This is a genomic window from Corynebacterium sp. HMSC067D03, from assembly GCF_001811185.1.
Lineage (GTDB): Bacteria > Actinomycetota > Actinomycetes > Mycobacteriales > Mycobacteriaceae > Corynebacterium > Corynebacterium coyleae.
The window spans coordinates 24,240-39,317 of the sequence record NZ_KV803839.1 but is presented as its reverse complement, the minus strand read 5'-3'; the positions used below and the strand labels follow the sequence as shown (position 1 = coordinate 39,317).

Genomic DNA, 15,078 nt, shown 5'->3' with positions numbered 1-15,078 from the left:
TGTGCTTATACCCCGAAATACATTACGACGAGCCACGTTGTGGCAAGCATCGATGGACCATGTGCGACGGTTCGGCTGCGACTTAACCACGCCATTAAGACTGTGAGCAGGCCGGACACACCAATCGCAACGAGTACCGCCGGCAGTTTTCCGGAGATCACACACACCATCGCCAGCGGCAGCGCCAACTTAACGTCCCCACCACCGACCCCCTGAGGCGAAAACAGATACAGCCCCGGCCACAGCAGTGCCCACAGCAACGTCGCCTCGCCAAGAAATGGCGCGAGAAGGCAAGCAATCAGCGCCACAATGGCCGGCGGCACTGTCAGCGCATTCGGCAGACGCCGAAACGCAACATCAAACACCATCAGGGCCGCTGTCCAGCAGGCAGCAACAGTGGCCCCCAAAACTCCCCCGAATTCCATATGGACAGCGTACCGAAGTTGAGTACTTCGAACCGCTCTGGCAAGCGAGCTGCTTCTTACGAGTTCGCGTGCCGCATCAGCGCGTCGCGCATCGCCTGTCGCGGTGCGTCCACACCGGTGAATTGCTCGAACTGAGCGTACGCCTGTCCGGCAAGCATCGACAGTCCACCAACGGTGCGGTAGCCGTTCGCTGCAGCCTCTACGGCGAGCCGCGTGGGCCACGGGTCGTAGATCACGTCAAACACCGGGGCGTGTGCAAGATCGGATGCCACGTAGTCAGCTGCCCCGGCGGGGACAGTCGAAATGACGAGGTCCGATGCGGACGTAATGTCCGCTAGAGGTGCCTCGAAATCCACGAAGTTAAGCACCATCCCCGCAGCAAGGTCTGTGTACTCCCCGCTGCGGTCAGTGCGGTTGACCACGGTTACCTCACGGACTCCAATATGCCGCAAGGCCCACATGACTGCGCGCGCTGTACCGCCCGCGCCAACGATAACGGCGTGAACCGGGGAATCGGGACCAAGTAGCTCCCCAATGGCAGCAATCACGCCCTCGCAGTCAGTGTTGTCGGCGCGCCAACGGTTGTCGTCGATACGCGTCAGTGTGTTTGCGGAGCCGATCTCACGTGCCCTGTCAGTGACTTCATCCGCCACCGCGAGAGCGGCAAACTTGCACGGCATGGTTACAGAAAAGCCCCGGAAACTCGGATCGGCGTTGCGGACGAGATCAGCCAAATCATCTGCAACACACTGTTGGCGCGAGTAATGCCACCCAGTGAGGCCCGCCGCCTCGTAACCCGCATTGTGAAGAACCGGCGATAAGGAGTGCTCGATCGGTGAACCGAGGACCGCTGCCCGATTCGTCACAGTCCCCGACACAGGTTTGGCTGAGTTCATGCTGCGCGACGACTCCATAACTAACGCTGCGAGTCCAGGATGCCTGACTCGATCGCGCGCTGCGTGTCATTGAGGTGCTGCTCGAACGTGTCGTTGAAGATGGTTGTGCCGTCCTTGTCCACGGTGACAAAGAACAGCCAGTTGCCGTCAGCTGGGTGCTCTACTGCATCGATCGCCTCAATGGACGGAGATGCAATCGGCGTTTGCGGCAGGCCATCCATTGCGTACGTGTTCCACGGAGTAACCCGCTTGCGGTCTTCATCTGTGGTTGCAACCTCAACGCTCGGCAGCCCGTAGTTCACCGTGGAGTCGAATTCCAGTCGCATCGGCTCATCGAGACGGTTCAAGATGACGCGAGCGACCTTGTCAAACTCTCCGGCCGGCGCCTCACGCTCAACCAAGGACGCAGTGACAAGCAACTCGTACGGGCTCAAGCCAATCGCTTGCGCGCGGTTGACAATGTCAGTTGCGTCATACTGCTTCGCAGAGCGCGTCACCAGATCCGAAAGAATATCCTCGGCGCTCGCGTGCGGGTCGATGATGTACTCACCAGGGGCAATGAGGCCCTCCAAACGCTTCGCGTCGCCAGCACGGGCAGCAACCGTTTCACGAGCCCACTCCGGCACACCGAGCTTCTCAGGATCACTGTTCGCCGCAGCGTTGTTCAGCTTCTCCACGTTGACACAATCCGGTGTTACCTCCTCGCCACAGGTAGCCGACTGGATCATGGAGAAAATACCGAGCCGAGTCTGGCCGCCAACGACGTTGATATCCATCAACGTCGCACCTCCGTAAACCTGCAGAGGGGTGATGCGCTGCGCGGGATCAAGGAGTGCCTCAACCGCTGACTTCGCGCTCATTTTGCCCTGCAATCTGTAGAAGCCGGGCTGAATGTTTCCCGCATCAGGGTTATTCGCTGCCGCTGTTTGGAAAGCACCGTCGCTGGCAACAATGCCGCGCTCTTCAAGCTCGGGGCCGAGCGCTGACAGGCTCGATCCCTCCTTGATTTGAACGACCTGTTCCTCACCGTTGCCTGCACCCTCAAAGTCTGCCGAACCCGAAAGGTTGCGCAAGACGGCAATCCAAGCGACAAGGCCAATGATGAGCAAAATGGATGCGACTAGCACCGCGGTGCCTCGGGTACGCCGGCGTGCGGCTTCACGGGTAGACACGGTTAGTTCTCCTTGAGGTAGTTCAGTCGGCCGTCAAGCCACGATTGCAAAATCTCTACAGCAGCTGCTTGATCAATGACCGCACGGCCTGCTTTCTCATTCACACCAGACATCCGCAATGAATGCGTCGCAGCAACTGTGGTGAGACGCTCATCCGCCATCCGCACCGGCACATCGCTACGCCGGCGAATACGGAATGCGATTTCCTTCGCATGTTTCACGCTTTTTGATCCATTGCCTTGCAGATCACGAGGAAGCCCCACAATGACTTCGACTGCTTCATTCTCAGCGATGAGTTCCAATATCCGCTCGATATCTTGCCCATCGCGGTCCTTGAAGCCGGTCACTCTGTCAATCGTTTCGACCGGTGTTGCCAGGCGGGCATCCCGGTCGGAGCGGGCAACGCCAATGCGCACAGTGCCGACATCAATGCCAAGTCGGCGTCCCGCACCGGGGTCGTCGACCCCAGGGCGATCTGGCTCCACCTTCATCGCTGCTCCTTTCCGTGTCTGCTGGCCTGGTCTCAACCTAGCCGTTAGCTGTGCGTCTCGTCGGACGCGCATTCGGCGTGTCAGCGTCGAGTTTGTCCGCGAACGCGAGGCTTAGTCCCGGCGAAGCCAGTCACGCACAGCGGACAAAGCAGCAGGAATGCCTTCGGGCTTCGCACCAGAGCCCTGCGCAAGGTCAGGCTTTCCGCCACCCTTGCCATCGACGTACTCGCCAAGCACCTTGACCACATCGCCCGACTTGATGCCGTCTTCCACTGCAGCCTTTGTTGCTGCAACCGCCAGAGAAACCTTGTCGCCAACCTTCGAGGTCAGCACGATCAGCGCATCCTCGGACTGCAACTTGCCACGCAGGTCAGAAACAATCGTGCGCAGATCACCCGTGTTGATCCCGTCGGGCAGCTGCTTTGCGACGAGGCGACGCGCGCCGATGGTCTCTGCTTCCTCCGCAAGGCTTGCAGTGGAAGCCAACAGCTGCTGACGGTGCAGGTTCTCGATTTCCTTTTCAGCCGCACGCAGTCGCTCAGCAAGCTGGGCAATACGGTCCGGAAGATCTTCCGTCGGCGTCTTGAGCTCCGCAGCCAGGCCAGAAGCCAGCGCTGCCTCCTTCGACAGGTACTTGAAGGAATCCATACCGGAGTACGCCTCGATACGGCGGGCTCCGGAACCGACCGAGGACTCGCCAAGCACGGCGACCGGGCCGATCTGGGAGGCGTGCTCCACGTGGGTACCGCCACAAAGCTCGACGGAGAACGGTCCGCCGATCTCGACGACGCGGACAACGTCGCCGTAGCTTTCGCCGAACAGCGCCATCGCACCCATGGCCTTCGCCTTGTCCAGCGTGGTCTCAATGGTGTTGACAGCAAAGTCTGCGTCGACAGCCTGATTCGTGATCGTCGCAATCTCCTGCAGTTGCGCCTCGGTCAGCGCCTCGGTGTAGTTGAAGTCGAAGCGCAGGTAACCCGGCTTGTTCAAGGAACCAGCCTGGACTGCTGTGGGGCCGAGCACCTCACGCAGCGCAGCGTGAATGAGGTGCGTTGCGGAGTGCGCCTGGCGGGCACCGTGGCGCCACGCACCGTCAACCTCAGCCGTGACCGTCGAGCCGAGATCCAGTCCACCGTTTTGGACCGTCGCCTTGTGCAGCCACAGTTTCTTGCCCACGCGCTGCACGTCGTTGACGTTGAGGATCGTGTCCCCCATGATCAAGCGGCCACGGTCGGCCATCTGACCACCAGATTCGGCATACATCGGGGTGACGTCGAGGATGACCTCGACCTCGTCGCCCTGGGAAACCTCGCCAACTTTCTCACCGTCGCGCACGAGGCCAATGACCGTGCCGTCGTGGACCAATTGCTCGTAGCCGACGAATTCCGTCGGGTTGTTGTCAACCCATTCGCGGTACAGCGACTCGTCAACGTTGCGGTGCTTCTTCGCCTTGTTGTCGGCCTTCGCGCGCTCTCGCTGTTCCTGCATCGCAGCGTTAAAGGCATCCATATCGACGTCCAGGCCGGCCTCGCGCGCCATCTCGACCGTCAGGTCGATCGGGAAGCCGTAGGTGTCATGCAGCTCAAAGGCCTGATCACCCGGCAGGACAGCAGCACCCGAAGCCTTGACTGCGGTTGCGGCTTCGTCGAAACGCGACGTGCCGGATTCCAGTGTCTTGGAAAACGCTTTCTCCTCCGCCACAGCAACACGCAAAATGCGCTCGCGGTTGTCCGCGATCTCGGGGAAGGACGGCGTCATGGTGTCCATGATGGTGTTCATGAACGTCTCCATAACCGGCTTCGTCGCACCCAACAGACGCGCGGAGCGGATGATGCGACGCAGCAGACGGCGCAGGATGTAGCCGCGTCCCTCATTCGACGGGGTAACACCGTCGAGGATGATCATCATGCCGGTACGGGCATGGTCAGCGATCACGCGGAAACGGACGTCGTCTTCCTTGTTGCCGTCGTCGTACTTCGAACCGGTCAGTTCTACCGCTGCATCGATGACTGGGCGCAGAAGGTCCGTCTCGTAGACGTTGTCTACTTCCTGCAGGATGCAGGCCACACGCTCAATGCCAAGACCGGTATCGATGTTCTTCTGTGGCAGCTCGCCGACAATCTCGAAGTTGCCCTTCTTATCACCTTCGCCGCGAATGGACTCCATGAACACGAGGTTCCAGATCTCCATGTAACGGTTGTCGTCGGCGATTGGGCCGCCTTCCTTGCCGTACTCCGGGCCCCGGTCGTAGTAGATCTCAGAGCAAGGGCCGCACGGACCGGGGATACCCATGGACCAGAAGTTATCCTCCATGCCCATGCGCTGAATACGCTCTTCCGGAACGCCAATCTTGTCGCGCCAGATTGCGGCCGCCTCGTCGTCGTCAAGGAAGACCGTAACCCAGAGACGCTCCGGATCAAGGCCATAGCCACCGTCAGCAACAGCACCCGTCAACAGGTTCCACGCGTGAGTAATGGCGCCTTCCTTGAAGTACTGACCAAACGAAAAGTTGCCAGCCATCTGGAAGAACGTGTTGTGGCGGGTGGTGATACCCACTTCCTCGATATCGAGGGTACGCACGCACTTCTGAATCGATGTCGCCGTGCCGTTGGCAAAGTCTGGGGTCTGATCGCCCAAGAAGTACGGCTTGAACGGCACCATTCCTGCGTTGACGAACAGCAGCGTCGGATCGTCGAGAATCAGCGAGGCGCTCGGTACCGGGGTGTGCCCGGCCTCAACGAAATGGTTGGTAAACCGCTCTCGGATCTCATGGGTTTGCACGCTTCGGTGTCCTTTCAACTGCTCCGGAGTTTTTCCGCGCTTACTTTACCCGCGACTCCTCTACAGTTGGGCTACCGCCCGCGAACAAGTCGGCGTAACCGACCAATAAACTCGCTAATTCGGCGCTCCGCGCCGTGTTCCGTCGGCTCGTAATACACCGCTTCTTCCAGCCCATCCGGGATATATTGCTGCTCGACCACTCCCCGCGGGTCGTCATGCGGGTAGACATATCCAACCGCATTGCCCATCTGTTTTGCGCCCTCATAGTGGCCATCGCGCAAATGGGCCGGCACTGGAGGCACATGCCCCTCACGCACGTCCGCTAAAGCACGATCGATGGCCTTAATGACGGTAGGCGACTTCGGCGCCGTAGCCAGGTGAATTGTCGCCTGTGCTAGCGCAAGACGCCCTTCTGGCAGGCCGACAAACTGCACTGCATTCGCCGCAGCGGTAGCAGTCTGCAACGCAGTCGGATCTGCCATACCAATATCTTCCGAAGCGTGAATGACCAGACGTCGTGCGATAAACCTGGGGTCCTCCCCGGCCTCGATCATTCGCGCCAGATAATGCAGCGCTGCATCGACATCAGACCCGCGGATCGACTTGATAAAGGCGCTGACCACGTCGTAATGCTGATCGCCATCGCGGTCGTAGCGAACAATCGCACGATTGACGTTTTCACGCACAATCTCCAGCGTGATCGTGCCACCGCCAGAAACAGCTTCAGCGGCAGCTTCGAGGTACGTCAGCGCCCGACGCGCATCGCCTCCAGCGAGCAGAATGAGTTGTGCGCGGGCTTCGTCGTCAAGCAAAACCTGCCCCTGCAACCCCCGCTCATCTGCCAATGCGCGGTCGATGACTCCGCCAAGGTCTTCGTCGCTAAGCGACTCGAGCTTGAGCAGCAGCGAGCGCGACAACAACGGAGCAACAACGCTAAAACTCGGGTTCTCCGTCGTGGCGGCAACCAGCAACACTGTGCGATTTTCGACGGCCGCAAGCAGCGCATCCTGCTGCGTTTTAGAAAACCTGTGGACCTCGTCGATAAAGAGCACGGTTTTCTCACCGCGGATGAGGTCACGCCGCGCCTCGTCGATAACCGCGCGGACTTCTTTCACGCCGGAAGACAGCGCGGACAACGCCACAAAGTTCTGCCCCATCGTTTTTGCGATTAACGATGCAATCGTGGTCTTACCTGTCCCAGGCGGACCATACAAAATCACCGATGCTGCACCAGAGCCTTCGATGAGCCGACGCAGCGGCTTTCCCTCGCTGAGCAAATGCTTCTGCCCCGCTACCTCATCTAGGGACTGGGGGCGCATCCGTGCGGCCAGCGGTGCTGTCGAGCCAGCTTCAAAAAATGAGGTACCCCTATTCCCCGATGCTGCACCGGGAACGTCGTTGCTAGAAGCAGCCGCGAAAAGTTCTTCTTGGCCCATTGCCTTAACGCAACCGCCTTGCGACCTCGGACGCGAACTCAGCAACGACAACGTATGCGGGGTCTTTACCGCTACCCGCATAAGCTGCCAACGACTCGAACGTCTCGCGCAAATCACGTCGCACGAGAAGCTCATCTTCGGTCAATGGTTCTCCACCTCGCGGTCGAAGCACAACGCCAGCATTCTCTTCGGCGTCGTCGCCAATGGCTTCGGCTACCCCATCTACAAGATCAAAATCCTGAATATCACCTGCCGAAAGACCAGCAGCTTCAAGCTCTTTCTCAAATGTCGGATCATCCTGCAACAACGCGGCCATAGGCTTCGGTTCCAACATGGCGACGCTACTAAGCGCCCACCCCACCAGTGCACCCGTGATGCGCGCCTGCAACGTATCCGGATGCTGCACTCCTGGCCAAAGGTCAGAGACCTGTATCCGCCACGCATCGACGAACGCCTTGGTCGCTTCCTCGTTAAACGGCTGCGAAGCCAAATACACCGGGAACCGCGCAACTACGTAGGCAACATCGAATGAAACATCCCGAAAGCCCGCTGATTCATAATCAAGAAAGTGAAACGAGTTCCCAGACCGAATGACGTTATCTGGTGCCAGGTCAAACGGCGTAAAAGCACGCATACCACCACGCAGCAGCCGGCGCTCGATGTTACGAGCCGTGAGAACGACCTCTTGAGGAATCTCAATTCCGGCCTCACGCATGATCCGCAACCCAACTCTGATCCGATGGGACAGCAACCGGTCCCTCAAACGTTGCAGCGGTGCAGCGTTGGGCCGTGAACGCGTCATCCGATGCAGTAAGACGTTAAACGCTTCCTCTTCATCGGCAGTACCTGCATGCATTCGGCCAAGTGCAGTGCCCAGGCTGCGCAACAGTGCGATGTGGTCCTCTTCGCTTGCAGTCTCAAGCGCTTCTGCGAGAGTTTCCCCATCACCGGAGTCGGTGATGATAATGATGCGTTGCTGCGTGTCGTAGCCCAACAACGCAGGGCCAGGCCTGGTCTTTTCACTTAAGGAAGTGGCGAATTGGTACGCGACAACCTCTCGAAGGTACGCCGCCTCTTCGAAGACAGACTCCGTTGGCGGCGCCTGCTTAATGATGACTGAGCGCTGCTGGAAAAACGGGTTCGTTTTAACACGGGCCCTCAACACGATCGAGGGACCGGAGCCATTAAGGCGTTCAACCTCAAACAACGACTGCTCACCGCCGTAACGGCGAGTGAGAATGTCTGTAGCGCTTGCAACGACTTGCTCGTCACTTACTTGCTCGGGCTGCATCCGGTCCCCTTTGTCGTGCGCCACCGCAGGAGCAGGTTCCTGCGGTGGCTGCATTCAATCGGCTACTTCGTGTCCGTTTCGCCGTCTGCCTTGTCTTCAACCTTCTTCGGCTTGAAGTCCACTCCAGTTTCCTTGCGCTGCTCAGCCGGAATTGGAGCAGGCGCGTCGGTAAGCGGGTCGACACCGCCGCCGGACTTCGGGAAAGCGATCACATCGCGGATCGATTCGAACCCGCCGAGCAACGACACGATGCGGTCCCAGCCAAAGGCAATACCACCGTGCGGAGGAGCACCGAACTTGAACGCTTCGAGCAGGAAGCCGAACTTCTCTTCGGCCTCCTCATCGGTGATGCCCATGACCTCGAACACGCGCTTTTGGACATCGTGCTCATGAATACGGATGGAGCCGCCACCGATCTCGTTACCGTTGCACACAATGTCGTATGCGTAGGCGAGAGCCTCGCCCGGGTTCTGCTCGAAGTTGTCCAGGAACTCCGGCTTCGGAGAGGTAAACGCGTGGTGGACTGCGGTCCACTTAGAGTGGCCCAACGCGACATCACCGGATGCGGTTGCGTCTGCAGCAGGCTCGAACAGCGGTGCATCCACAACCCACGTGAACGCCCAATCGCCTTCCTTGATCAGGTCAAGCTTGCGCGCAATCTCACCGCGGGCTGCGCCAAGCAGTGCACGAGACGCCTTGGTTTCGCCTGCTGCGAAGAAGATGCAGTCACCCGGCTTCGCACCGACGTGCGCAGCGATGCCAGCCTTTTCCTCGTCAGTGATGTTCTTCGCCACCGGACCGGTGAGCTCGCCGTCTTCCTGAATGAGAATGTAGGCCAGGCCCTTCGCACCGCGCTGCTTTGCCCACTCCTGCCATGCGTCAAGCTGACGACGAGGCTGGGATGCGCCACCTTCCATCACAACAGCACCCACGTACTCGGCCTTGAATACGCGGAAGGTGGTGTCCTTGAAGAAGTCGGTGCACTCGACCAATGGAATGTCGAAGCGCAGGTCCGGCTTGTCGGAGCCGTACTTCTCCATCGCTTCCTTGTAGGTCATGCGCGGAATCGGCGTCTGAATGTCGTAGCCGATCAGCTTCCAAAGCTCGACGAGGATTTCCTCGGCCAGCTCGATGATGTCGTCCTGATCAACGAAGGATGCCTCGACATCGAGCTGGGTGAACTCAGGCTGACGGTCTGCGCGGAAGTCTTCATCGCGGTAGCAGCGTGCCAACTGGTAGTAGCGTTCCATACCCGCGACCATCAGCAGCTGCTTAAAGAGCTGCGGCGACTGCGGCAGCGCATACCAAGAACCTGGCTTCAAACGAGCAGGAACAAGGAAGTCACGTGCACCTTCCGGGGTCGAACGCGTCAGCGTAGGCGTTTCGATCTCGGTGAAGTCGTGGTTGTCCAAGACGCGACGGGCTGCTTGATTGGCCTTAGCGCGGAGGCGAATTGCCTTAGCCTGACGCTCGCGGCGCAGGTCCAGGTAGCGGTACTTCAGACGTGCTTCCTCGCCAACTTCATTGGAGGATGCATCCTCGATCTGGAATGGCAGGGCTGCAGCCTTGTTCAGCACCTTCAGGTCAGTGACGTTGACCTCGATTTCACCGGATGCAAGGTTCGGGTTCGCAGAGCCTTCCGGGCGTGGCTCAACCACACCGGTGACCTGGATGACGAACTCGCTGCGCAGGTCGTGTGCAGCCTCCGCTACTTCGGACTCACGGAATACAACCTGAGCGAGACCAGAGCGGTCGCGCAGATCGATAAAGATGACCCCGCCATGGTCACGGCGGCGGGCCACCCAACCTGTGAGCGTGACGGTCTGACCGTCGAGTTCTTTGTTCAAGTTCCCCGCAAGGTGAGTGCGCAGCACGGTTTCTTCCACGTCCTTCCACGTGATGGCGAATCTAACCTGACAAAGTCTACCTACCCCGGCTGAGTGGTGCCTCGGCGAGGTCCGCCCCACACCACCCCAGTCGCTCGAGACACGATGTTTTGGCCCAACCGCGACACTCGGTAGGGATCTTTGGCACAATTCAGCCATGACATTTCGTGGTGATTACGCGCAGGGTCAGGGCGGCAACGTCAGGACAAGCTCCGGCTCCGGTCGCGGAGGCGGCGGGGTCAGCCCCGGCGCAATGGCAATTCTTCCGATGCTGCTTCGCGGCGGTGGCGGAGGGACTGTCATCTTGGTATTGCTCGCGGTGCTGTACTTCAGTGGTGCGTTAGATGGACTCCTTGGCGGCGGGAACAATTCCCAGTCCGAGTCTCAATCGCAAGGTGACTACTCACTCGAGCATTGCAACGAACAAGGATCCTCAAACAACTACGACGATTGCCGCGCGGCGGCAACCTTCGGATCTGCCCAACAGATTTGGAGCGAAATACTCCCCGCGCAGGCGAATGTCGAGTTTGAGCCGGCAGACATGGTGCTTTTCCGCAACGATGTCACCACCGGCTGCGGCTACGCTACCTCCGCTACCGGCCCGTTCTACTGCCCTCGCGATACCACTGCTTACCTCGACGTGAGCTTCTTTGAGCAGCTGGGCCAACTCGGCGGCGCGAACGGTCCGCTTACTCAGGAGTACGTGACTGCCCACGAGTACGGCCACCACATCCAGCATCTGGAAGGAACGTTGGGGCTGAGCGACTATAAGAACCCAGGCCAGGATTCTGCGGCTGTCGCAATTGAGTTGCAGGCGGACTGCTACGCCGGTATCTGGGCAAAACACGCTGCTGAACAGGGTGTTTTGGAGCCGATTACCGACGAACAGCTCGAGCAGGCACTGCAGACCGCCCGTTCGATTGGCGACGACAACATTCAACGACGCTCCGGCGGCGACGTCGACCCGGATGCGTGGACGCATGGCTCCTCTGAGCAGCGTATGGAAGCGTTTAATTCCGGATACAACTCTGGACAGATGGCCGCCTGCGACACGCTCAACCGCGGTGTCTACAACTAAAAGGCACCGTTCGCTTATGACCAAGTCCGCACCAAACCGCGCTATCCCGTTCCTTGCCGCCTTCAATTCGATCGAGTCGCATTTGCGCAGCGAATTGGATGCCAAACGATCCGATTCGTTTACGTGGATGGTGGGCCTCGCCGCAAAGAAAGGGATTCTTGCTCGCGACCAGGCCGAGACCTTGCGTGAGTTTGCGGATCTGCGCAACGCGATTAGCCATGGGGAGTACGACAATCTCCGCCCGATTGCAGAGCCGCTCCCCGAGACGGTTCAAACAATCGAGCATTTGCGCGACGCGATACTCTCCCCACCGTTGGCCCTTGAGGTGGTCCCACACCAGAAGGTGGTGACGTTTACGCCGGAGACGGACATTCATGAGCCATTGAAGACAATCGCGACACAGGGACTAACGCAATTCCCGATCTACGACGAAGGCAAGTGCGTCGGGCTGCTCACCACGAATGCAATCGCGCGCTGGGTGGCGGCGGAACTGACAGATGATGACCGCATTCCCGCTACCACTGTTCGCGATGTGCTCACCCACAGTGGCAAACTCGACCACCCGGTGTTTCTTCCACGGACCGTAACCGCCGCACGTGCTGTTGATGCGTTGAGTACTCCATTGGAAACCGGCGCGGTGCCTCGCCTGGCCATCATTACCGAGCACGGCAAGGCAAACCAGCGGCCGATCTCGGTTTTGGGGGCAACCGACATCCCTGCACTATCTCAAGCGCAGTAGCGCATCCCGCTTATCGACGAGCCACAACCGGTTTCTGCGGTAGGATTCGCCGCATGTCAGCAAACTTTGTCAGTGTTGTCGACCTGTTCAGTATCGGCATCGGTCCATCCTCATCTCACACCGTTGGCCCGATGCGGGCCGCAATGACGTTTGTGGAGAAACTCGGGAAGGTACCGGCGAAGGTTGTCGTAGAGTTGCGTGGTTCCCTCGCCGCCACGGGAGTCGGCCACGGCACCGACCGTGCTGCGTTGCTCGGGCTGGTTGGGTACACCCCCACCACCACTTCTGCAGACATTGCTCCAAAACCTGGCGAGCCGATCCCTTCCACAGGCGTGATCGAAGGCCCGACAGGGCGCGTGGAGTACGAGCTTCGCTTCGACCCGGCACCGGTGGCCGAGCACCCGAACTGTCTCATCTTCGATGCGTGGGACACAGACGGCACCATGATCGCCGAACGCGAGGACTATTACTCTGTCGGCGGCGGATTCATTCTGGATCGCTGGGAGATGGAAGCGCACCGACAAGAATCCGGTGTTGCATCCGCTCGTGAAATTGCGACGGTCCCCTACCCGTTTAACAATGGCGCAGAACTCATGGAGCAATGCCGAACACATGGGATGACAATCGCAGAGATCATGCGTGCGAACGAGGAGTCGATCCACGAGGCGCAGCGACTCAACTCCCATTTGGATGCGGTGTGGGACGTCATGCAGGAATGCGTTGCGCATGGCCTGAAGACAGAGGGAATCCTTCCAGGCGGCTTGAACGTAAGGCGTCGCGCGAACCGTCTTCACCGTCTACTGACTGCAGAGTACGAAGCATCCACTGCCCGTGGGCTTGACGCTATGGAATGGGTGAACCTGTACGCGCTTGCCGTGAACGAAGAAAACGCTGCTCACGGCCAGGTGGTTACCGCGCCAACGAACGGCGCAGCCGGCATTATCCCTGCAGTTATGCATTACTGCCGCGACTTCACCGACGACTTCACTGCTGAGCGCGCCCGCGAATTTCTGCTTACGGCTGGTGCGATCGGGTCGATCATCAAGACCAACGCCTCGATTTCAGGCGCAGAAGTCGGCTGTCAGGGCGAGGTCGGTTCGGCTTCTTCGATGGCCGCTGCTGGCATGTGCGCAATCCTGGGCGGCACCCCTGAGCAGGTTGAAAACGCAGCTGAGATCGCGCTCGAGCACAACCTTGGCCTGACCTGCGATCCTGTGGGCGGTCTGGTCCAGGTTCCGTGCATCGAGCGCAACGCAATTGGTGGCGTAAAGGCCATCAACGCGGCACGGTTGGCGAAGCTTGGAGATGGCACCAACATCGTCACCCTCGACGACGTGGTGGAGACCATGGCAGCCACCGGCCGCGACATGATGACTCAGTACAAGGAAACGTCCATGGGTGGCCTCGCAGTCCAGCTCGGCCTGCCCGTGAACATTACTGAGTGCTGATTGCCTGCGCGACCGCTTCAGCGGAAAGCGCAACGGCCTCCTGTGAGTGCTCGGCGAGGTTCTTGACTGCAACCTCGCCTGCCTCCAGCTCACGCTCGCCGAGCACCAGCGCGAAGCGTGCGCCCGCGCGGTCAGCACCCTTCATTGAGCCCTTGAGCCCGCGGTGGCCGTATGCCATGTCGGCGCTGATACCGGCCGCGCGGAGTTCGTCGACAAGCTTGCTCATCTTCACTCGTGCTTCGTCGCCAATCGCGATACCGAACACATCGACACGGTGGGCTGCTGCTTCAAGCTCGACGCGTTCAGCTTCGAGGGCGAGTACCGCGCGATCAACGCCGAGACCGTAGCCGATGCCGGAGAGGTCCGGGCCGCCAATCTGGGCCATCAGGCCGTCGTATCGTCCACCGCCACCGATGCCGGACTGTGCGCCGAGGCCATCGTGGACGAACTCGAAGGTGGTCTTGGTGTAGTAGTCCAAACCACGAACCATGCGTGGGTTAATGACGTACGGCACGCCGAAGTCATCCAGCGCTGCGGTGACGGCCTCGAAGTGGGCACGGCATTCGTCGCAAAGGTGATCCAGCATCAACGGCGCATCGGCGGTCATCTCTCGGACCGCCTCACGCTTGTCGTCGAGCACTCGAAGTGGGTTGATCTCAGCACGGTGGCGAGTTTCCTCGTCGAGTGGGAGATCAAACAGGAACTTCTGCAGCTTCTCGCGGTAGGCCGGGCGGCAATTCTTGTCGCCGAGGCTGGTGATCTCCAGACGGAAACCGCTCAGGCCGATCGCACGGTAGCTGCGGTCTGCCAAGGCGATCACCTCGGCGTCGAGCAGCGGATCGTCGACACCAATGGCTTCCACGCCCACCTGCTGCAGCTGACGGTAGCGTCCGGCCTGCGGGCGCTCATAGCGGAAGAACGGTCCGTAGTAGTTGAGCTTCACGGGCAGGTAACCGCGGTCCATGTTGTGCTCGATGAAGGAGCGCATGACGCCGGCGGTGCCCTCGGGACGCAGCGTTACCGAACGGCCACCGCGGTCCTCGAAGGTGTACATCTCCTTGCTCACTACGTCAGTAGATTCACCGACGCCGCGGGCAAACAAGGTGGTGTCTTCGAACACCGGCAGCTCAATGTGTTGGTAGCCAGCGATCCGTGCCTGGCGCGCGAACTCGTCGCGGACATGGATGAACGCACTCGAGGCGGGCGGCACATAATCGGGCACGCCTTTCGGTGCGGAAAGTTTTTGGAACTGCTCGGCTTGATTCTCACTCACGAGGCCTTAGTCTAACCAACCTCTCCCCTGTGCGGGCGCACTTGTCGCTGTGGTCTTTCCACCGCTGTTGCGATTAGCCCTGCTAGGCTTTTGCACCGTTCAATGCGCGCGTGCTTTTCGACGACATCACGCACGCGCTTTCCCCGATACTCGAAGAGGTGC

The 15,078-nt window shown here is 59.7% G+C and carries 12 protein-coding genes; 3 read left to right on the top strand and 9 right to left on the bottom strand.

What is annotated here, in order from left to right; translation table 11 throughout:
- Window positions 1-5: 5 nt before the first annotated feature.
- From HMPREF2785_RS08840 to aspS, 8 genes are all read right to left on the bottom strand, one after another.
- Window positions 6-425, bottom strand: a complete 420-nt coding sequence (locus tag HMPREF2785_RS08840) for a prepilin peptidase (protein WP_070451359.1) — start codon at window positions 423-425, stop codon at window positions 6-8.
- A 56-nt stretch (window positions 426-481) separates the two neighbouring features.
- Window positions 482-1,321, bottom strand: a complete 840-nt coding sequence (locus HMPREF2785_RS08835; RefSeq protein ID WP_070484869.1) for a shikimate dehydrogenase — start codon at window positions 1,319-1,321, stop codon at window positions 482-484.
- 20 nt (window positions 1,322-1,341) lie between these two features.
- Complete coding sequence (gene mltG, locus HMPREF2785_RS08830; RefSeq protein WP_070614987.1) at window positions 1,342-2,493, bottom strand: endolytic transglycosylase MltG; 1,152 nt, start codon at window positions 2,491-2,493, stop codon at window positions 1,342-1,344.
- A 2-nt stretch (window positions 2,494-2,495) separates the two neighbouring features.
- Window positions 2,496-2,984: a Holliday junction resolvase RuvX gene (ruvX, locus tag HMPREF2785_RS08825; protein WP_070423088.1), complete on the bottom strand. Its 489-nt coding sequence runs from the start codon at window positions 2,982-2,984 to the stop codon at window positions 2,496-2,498.
- 111 nt (window positions 2,985-3,095) lie between these two features.
- Window positions 3,096-5,765 carry an alanine--tRNA ligase gene (gene alaS / locus HMPREF2785_RS08820; protein WP_070614986.1) on the bottom strand — a complete coding sequence of 890 codons (2,670 nt, stop codon included), beginning with the start codon at window positions 5,763-5,765 and terminating at the stop codon, window positions 3,096-3,098.
- 71 nt (window positions 5,766-5,836) lie between these two features.
- Window positions 5,837-7,201 carry a replication-associated recombination protein A gene (locus HMPREF2785_RS08815; protein WP_070484845.1) on the bottom strand — a complete coding sequence of 455 codons (1,365 nt, stop codon included), beginning with the start codon at window positions 7,199-7,201 and terminating at the stop codon, window positions 5,837-5,839.
- 4 nt (window positions 7,202-7,205) lie between these two features.
- Window positions 7,206-8,546 carry a phosphotransferase gene (locus HMPREF2785_RS08810; RefSeq protein ID WP_070423085.1) on the bottom strand — a complete coding sequence of 447 codons (1,341 nt, stop codon included), beginning with the start codon at window positions 8,544-8,546 and terminating at the stop codon, window positions 7,206-7,208.
- A gap of 8 nt (window positions 8,547-8,554) precedes the next feature.
- The gene (gene aspS / locus HMPREF2785_RS08805; protein WP_070423235.1) at window positions 8,555-10,366 is read right to left on the bottom strand and encodes an aspartate--tRNA ligase; all 1,812 of its coding nucleotides are present in this window, start codon (window positions 10,364-10,366) and stop codon (window positions 8,555-8,557) included.
- Between the two features lie 169 nt (window positions 10,367-10,535).
- Here aspS and HMPREF2785_RS08800 point away from each other — a divergent pair, with 169 nt between their 5' ends.
- Genes HMPREF2785_RS08800 through HMPREF2785_RS08790 form a run of 3 tightly spaced genes read left to right on the top strand, consistent with a single transcriptional unit; the run spans window position 10,536 to window position 13,643 of the window.
- Window positions 10,536-11,456 carry a KPN_02809 family neutral zinc metallopeptidase gene (locus tag HMPREF2785_RS08800; RefSeq protein WP_070614984.1) on the top strand — a complete coding sequence of 307 codons (921 nt, stop codon included), beginning with the start codon at window positions 10,536-10,538 and terminating at the stop codon, window positions 11,454-11,456.
- A gap of 16 nt (window positions 11,457-11,472) precedes the next feature.
- Window positions 11,473-12,195: a CBS domain-containing protein gene (locus HMPREF2785_RS08795; protein ID WP_070423083.1), complete on the top strand. Its 723-nt coding sequence runs from the start codon at window positions 11,473-11,475 to the stop codon at window positions 12,193-12,195.
- A gap of 53 nt (window positions 12,196-12,248) precedes the next feature.
- The gene (locus tag HMPREF2785_RS08790; RefSeq protein ID WP_070614982.1) at window positions 12,249-13,643 is read left to right on the top strand and encodes an L-serine ammonia-lyase; all 1,395 of its coding nucleotides are present in this window, start codon (window positions 12,249-12,251) and stop codon (window positions 13,641-13,643) included.
- On the opposite strand, the gene hisS is transcribed toward HMPREF2785_RS08790, so the two are convergent.
- Entirely contained in the window at window positions 13,630-14,916 is a 1,287-nt protein-coding gene (gene hisS / locus HMPREF2785_RS08785) for a histidine--tRNA ligase (protein ID WP_070423081.1), read from the bottom strand. The genes HMPREF2785_RS08790 and hisS overlap by 14 nt on opposite strands.
- Between the last annotated feature and the right edge of the window lie 162 nt (window positions 14,917-15,078).